Here is a 4898-nt window from a genome sequence, read left to right as displayed (position 1 = left end):
GGGGTGCCCCAGTAGCGGTTGCGGGACAGCGCCCAGTCGACGTTGTTGTTCAGCCAGTCGCCGAAGCGGCCGCTCTTGACCGAGTCCGGGAACCAGTTGGTCTTCTCGTTCTCCTGGAGCAGCCGCTCCTTGACCGCCGTGGTGCGGATGTACCAGGACGGCTGCGCGTAGTACAGCAGGGCCGTGTGGCAGCGCCAGCAGTGCGGGTAGCTGTGCTCGTACGGGACGTGCCTGAACAGCAGCCCGCGCGCGCCCAGATCGGCCGTCAGCTGCTCGTCGGCCTTCTTGAAGAAGACCCCGCCGACCAGCGGCACGTCCTCCTCGAAGGTGCCGTCGGGCCGGACCGGGTTCACGACCGGCAGGCCGTACGCGCGGCAGACCTTGAGGTCGTCCTCGCCGAACGCGGGGGACTGGTGGACCAGACCCGTGCCGTCCTCGGTCGTGACGTACTCGGCGTTGACGATGTAGTGCGCCGGCTCCGGGAACGCCACCAGCTCGAACGGGCGCTGGTACGTCCAGCGCTCCATCTCCGCGCCGGTGAACGTCTGCCCGGTGGCCTCCCAGCCCTCGCCGAGCGCCTTCTCGAGCAGCGGCTCGGCGACGACGAGCTTCTCCTCGCCGTTCGTCGCGACGACGTACGTGACGTCGGGGTGCGCGGCGACGGCGGTGTTGGACACCAGCGTCCACGGGGTCGTCGTCCAGACCAGCAGCGCGGCCTCGCCCGCGAGCGGGCCCGAGGTCAGCGGGAAGCGGACGAACACGGACGGGTCGACGACCGTCTCGTAGCCCTGCGCCAGCTCGTGGTCCGACAGGCCGGTGCCGCAGCGCGGGCACCACGGGGCGACGCGGTGGTCCTGGACGAGCAGGTCCTTGTTGAAGATCTCCTTGAGCGACCACCACACCGACTCGATGTACTCGGGGTCCATCGTCCGGTACGCGTCGTCCAGGTCGACCCAGTAGCCCATCCGGGTCGTGAGCTCGGCGAACGCGTCCGTGTGCCGGGTCACCGAGTCGCGGCACTTGTCGTTGAAGGCGGCGATGCCGTACGCCTCGATGTCCTTCTTGCCGGAGAAGCCGAGCTCCTTCTCGACGGCCAGCTCGACCGGCAGACCGTGGCAGTCCCAGCCGGCCTTGCGGCCGACGTGGTAGCCGCGCATGGTCCGGAAGCGCGGGAACACGTCCTTGAAGACGCGGGCCTCGATGTGGTGCGCGCCGGGCATGCCGTTCGCGGTGGGCGGGCCCTCGTAGAACACCCACTCGGGGCGGCCCTCGGACTGCTCCAGGGTCTTGGCGAAGACCTTGCTCTCGCGCCAGAAATCGAGCACGGCGTGCTCGAGCGCGGGCAGGTCGACCTGGGCGGGCACCTGGCGGTACTGCGACATCGATCTTCCTCCGGCGGACTGATCCTCTTCCGTCCGGAGGGACGAGAGCGCCTGGTGCGACTCCCGCGGTACCACCCTCCTTGGCCCCGGGCGCGGACGCCCTGAGCCCCCTCATTGGGGTCGCGATGCCGGTTCTACTCGCCTGACGGCTTTCTTCCGGCGGCTCCGGGGTGATGCTTCACATCGGGCTCGCCCCCGGGCTCTCACCGTCCCCGGGTCGCTCCTGGCTGCGTGCGACGCTACTCGTCCCCATCCAAGCCTTTCGCTTCGCCCAGTGTACGGGGCCCCGGCGGCCCCGGCAGACCGGTTTTCCCGGGGCGTCGCGCGGAGCCCGGGAGTGACCCGAATGGTCACATGGGGCGGGTCGGACTTCCGGTGCGCCCGCGCGGCGGATTACGGGGCGGGGAGCTGGGCACAACGGATGCAGGCTCGCCGCGCACCCGCGCCGGGCGAGTGCGACGGGCGGCGTGCCCCGTTGCCGCGGGGCTGGTGTCGATTTATCGTCCCAGCACGATTCGCGCGCAAGATCACAAAATGTGAAGGGGCCGCGACATGGTGGCGAAGAAGACCGCCGCGACCGCCGCGAAGAAGACCTCGGCGAAGGAGACCGCGGCCACGTCGACGGCGAGGAAGACAGCGACGAAGACAGCGACGAAGGCGACGACGAAGACGGCGTCGGCCACGAAGGCGAAGGCGAATACGACGACGAGGACCACGGTGAAGACGACGGCCGGGAAGCCGGCTGCCGAGATCGCCTCGAAGGCCGCCGCCAAGGAGGCCCCGGTGCGGAAGCGGGCTGCCGCGACGAAGACCGCCGCGGTCGACGTCGTGGACGCGCACGAGGTCGGCGGGACCAAAGCGCCCGCCAAGAAGACCGCCGCCAGGAAGACCGCCGCCAAGAGGGCCGCGGGTGGGAAGACCAGGGCCGCGACCGCGGCGGAGCAGACGGGAGCCAGGACGGTGGCAGCGAAGAAGACCGTGGGCACGGCGACGGAGGGCGTGTCCGACGCGGGCGCGGTGCCCCAGGCCCGGGCCGGAGAGCTCGCCGTACGCCCCGGGGAGGACCCCTGGACCCCGGCGGAGGTCGAGGAGGCCCGCACGGGACTGCTGAGCGAGGTGCTCCGGCTCCGGGCGGAGCTCGACGCCTCCGACTCCGCGCTCACCGGTCTGATGCGGGACTCCGGGGACGGGGCCGGCGACGACCAGGCCGACACCGGCACCAAGAACATCACCCGCGAGCACGAGCTGGCGCTCGCCGCCAACGCCCGCGAGATGCTGGAGCAGACCGAGCACGCCCTGGAGCGGCTCGAAGCGGGCACGTACGGGCTGTGCGAGGTCTGCGGCAAGCCCATCGGCAAGGCGAGGATGCAGGCCTTCCCGCGGGCCACGCTGTGCGTGGAGGACAAGCAGAAGCAGGAGCGCAGAGGCTGACACCCCAGGCCGACTCCGCACGTGTGTGCCGTACCCTCGTGCACAGTCAGGCACCTAGGGTTGAGGGACTCACGTGGCAGAGGCGGAGCGCATCATCGGTACTCCGGATTCGGAAGGGGCCGAAGGGGCCGACGAGGCGGCGGTGACGCCCGCCGGGCAGCCGGAGCGGTCCGACGGGGCCGACCGGTCCGAGCAGCCCACGGGCCGGCGCAGGATCGTCGCGCTGCTCGTCGTCGCGCTGCTCGCGTACCTGCTCGACCTCGGCAGCAAGATGCTGGTCGTGGCGAAGCTGGAGGGGCACGAGCCGATCAAGGTCATCGGCGACCTGCTGAAGTTCGAGGCCATCCGCAACCCCGGCGCCGCCTTCGGCATGGGCGAGGCCTTCACCATCATCTTCACCTGCATCGCGACGGTCGTGATCTTCGTGATCGTGCGGCTGGCCCGCAAGCTGTACAGCCTGCCGTGGGCGATCGCGCTCGGTCTGCTGCTCGGCGGTGCACTGGGCAACCTGACCGACCGGATCTTCCGGTCGCCGGGCGTGTTCGAGGGCGCGGTGGTCGACTTCATCGCGCCCGCGCACTTCGCGGTCTTCAACCTCGCGGACTCGGCGATCGTGTGCGGCGGCTTCCTCATCGTGATCCTGTCGTTCCGGGGCCTGGACCCCGACGGCACCGTCCACAAGGACTGACAAGGCATACTCGACGGGTGAGTACAAGTCCCGAGATCCGCACGCTGCCCGTTCCCGACGGCCTGGAGGGCGAGCGCGTCGACGCCGCCATCGCCCGTATGTTCGGGTTTTCCCGTACGAAGGCGGCCGAGCTCGCCGCCGCCGGGAAAGTCCTGGTCGACGGCTCCGTCGTCGGCAAGTCCGAGCGGGTGAGCGGCGGCGCGTGGCTCGAGGTCGAGATGCCCGGGGCCCCCGCGCCCGTGCAGATCGTCGCCGAGCCCGTCGAGGGCATGGAGATCGTCCACGACGACGACGACATCGTCGTGATCATGAAGCCGGTCGGCGTGGCCGCGCACCCGAGCCCCGGCTGGACCGGCACGACGGTCATCGGCGGCCTCGCCGCGGCCGGCTACCGCATCTCGACGTCCGGCGCGGCCGAGCGCCAGGGCATCGTGCACCGGCTCGACGTCGGCACCTCCGGCCTCATGGTCGTGGCCAAGTCGGAGCGGGCGTACACGCTGCTCAAGGCGCAGTTCAAGGAGCGGGTCGTCGACAAGCGCTACCACGCGCTGGTCCAGGGCCACCCGGACCCGATGAGCGGCACCATCGACGCGCCCATCGGCCGCCACCCCCAGCACGACTACAAGTGGGCCGTGACCGCCGACGGCAAGGCCTCGGTGACCCACTACGACCTGATCGAGGCGTTCCGGGCGGCCTCGCTGCTCGACATCAAGCTGGAGACGGGCCGCACCCACCAGATCCGGGTGCACATGTCCGCGCACCGGCACCCCTGCGTCGGCGACCTCACGTACGGCGCCGACCCGACTCTGGCGAAGCGGCTCAAGCTGACCCGGCAGTGGCTGCACGCGGTCCGGCTCGGCTTCGAGCACCCGTCGGACGGCCGCTGGGTCGAGTTCGAGAGCACGTACCCGCAGGACCTGCAGCACGCCCTCGACAAGATCGCCTCGGAGTCCGCGTGACCGGCGGGGCCGCCGAGGCGTACGAGATCCGGGAGGTCCGCGGCCACGAGGACCGGGACGCCTGCTTCGCGGTCCGCCGGGAGGTCTTCGTCGGTGAGCAGAACGTGCTGGCGGAGATCGAGTACGACGCGTACGACGAGACGGCCGTGCACGTGCTGGCGGTCCGCGCGGACGGGCTGCCGCTGGGCACCGGGCGGCTGTTGTTCGGGGCCGACGCGCTCGGGAAGACCGGCGGCGACGCCTCGGTCGGCTCGCTCGGCCGGCTCGCGGTCTCGAAGGCGGCGCGCGGCCTGGGCGTCGGCGCGGCGCTGGTCCGGGCGATCGAGGACGCGGCGCGCGAGCGCGGTCTGAGCGCCGTCGACCTGCACGCGCAGACCCATGCGCTGGGGTTCTACGAGCGCCTGGGGTACGCGGCGTACGGCCCCGAGTTCCCGGACG

6 protein-coding genes are annotated in these 4898 nt (G+C 71.2%); 4 read left to right on the top strand and 2 right to left on the bottom strand.

Going from position 1 to position 4898, the window contains the following annotated elements:
* A partial coding sequence (locus VIU94_RS39280) for a class I tRNA ligase family protein (RefSeq protein WP_331919514.1) occupies nucleotides 1-1382 on the bottom strand: 1382 nt, incomplete at its 3' end.
* Nucleotides 1383-1909: 527 nt separating this feature from the next.
* Complete coding sequence (locus VIU94_RS39275; protein ID WP_331919512.1) at nucleotides 1910-2155, bottom strand: hypothetical protein; 246 nt, start codon at nucleotides 2153-2155, stop codon at nucleotides 1910-1912.
* 10 nt (nucleotides 2156-2165) lie between these two features.
* Between VIU94_RS39275 and VIU94_RS39270 the strand changes: the two genes are divergently transcribed.
* From VIU94_RS39270 to VIU94_RS39255, 4 genes are all read left to right on the top strand, one after another.
* Nucleotides 2166-2813 (top strand): TraR/DksA family transcriptional regulator, encoded by a 648-nt coding sequence (locus tag VIU94_RS39270; protein WP_331919510.1) that lies wholly within the window; start codon nucleotides 2166-2168, stop codon nucleotides 2811-2813.
* A gap of 73 nt (nucleotides 2814-2886) precedes the next feature.
* Nucleotides 2887-3501: a signal peptidase II gene (gene lspA, locus VIU94_RS39265; RefSeq protein ID WP_331919508.1), complete on the top strand. Its 615-nt coding sequence runs from the start codon at nucleotides 2887-2889 to the stop codon at nucleotides 3499-3501.
* Between the two features lie 17 nt (nucleotides 3502-3518).
* A complete protein-coding gene (locus VIU94_RS39260) occupies nucleotides 3519-4460 on the top strand; it encodes an RluA family pseudouridine synthase (protein WP_331919506.1) in 942 nt (313 codons plus the stop codon).
* Nucleotides 4457-4898, top strand: a 442-nt coding sequence (locus VIU94_RS39255) for a GNAT family N-acetyltransferase (RefSeq protein ID WP_414721083.1), incomplete at its 3' end; no start/stop codon positions are given. The genes VIU94_RS39260 and VIU94_RS39255, both read left to right, overlap by 4 nt.

The sequence above is a fragment of the Streptomyces sp. genome, from assembly GCF_036566765.1.
In the GTDB taxonomy this organism is placed as follows: domain Bacteria; phylum Actinomycetota; class Actinomycetes; order Streptomycetales; family Streptomycetaceae; genus Streptomyces.
This window is presented reverse-complemented; position numbering and strand designations above follow the sequence as displayed.